The sequence below is a fragment of the Bacillus cereus group sp. BfR-BA-01524 genome, from assembly GCF_022662595.1.
Classification (GTDB): domain Bacteria; phylum Bacillota; class Bacilli; order Bacillales; family Bacillaceae_G; genus Bacillus_A; species Bacillus_A thuringiensis_S.
Genome location: NZ_JAKUDW010000293.1, coordinates 1 through 437, shown reverse-complemented (window position 1 = coordinate 437; position 437 = coordinate 1). Strand labels below are relative to the sequence as shown.

The window sequence follows — 437 nt, the reverse complement described above, 5'->3', positions numbered from 1 at the left end:
TTACCTTTTATCGAAAGAAAAAGTGAAACGCTGGCCTAAAGATACGATAGCGGCGGGGCGTTGTCATACTGTTGGCCTTAAATCGGATGGCACGGTAGTAGCGGTGGGCCGGAATAAAGAAGGGGAATGTAATGTAAGTGATTGGCGCGATATTTAAGCAGTCGCAGTGGGCAATGTTCATATGGCAACGAACACGGGTAATGCTCATACAATCGGTCTTACATGTGACAGTACTACGGTAGCGGTGGGTTGGAATAAGGATGAACAATGTGATGTAAACGATTGGCATAATATTGTAGCGGTTGCGGCGGGCCGGCGTCGTACCATTGGCCTTAAATCGGATGGCACGGTAGTAGCGGTGGGCCGAAATAAAGAAGGAGAATGCAATGTAAGCAGTTGGCAAGGTATTGTGGCAGTCACAGCGGGTGACTGGCATA

The 437-nt window shown here is 48.5% G+C and carries 1 pseudogene; it reads left to right on the top strand.

The annotated features are described in order from the left end of the window. Positions 1 to 437: pseudogene (locus MR170_RS31125) on the top strand (RCC1 domain-containing protein); the annotation flags it as partial.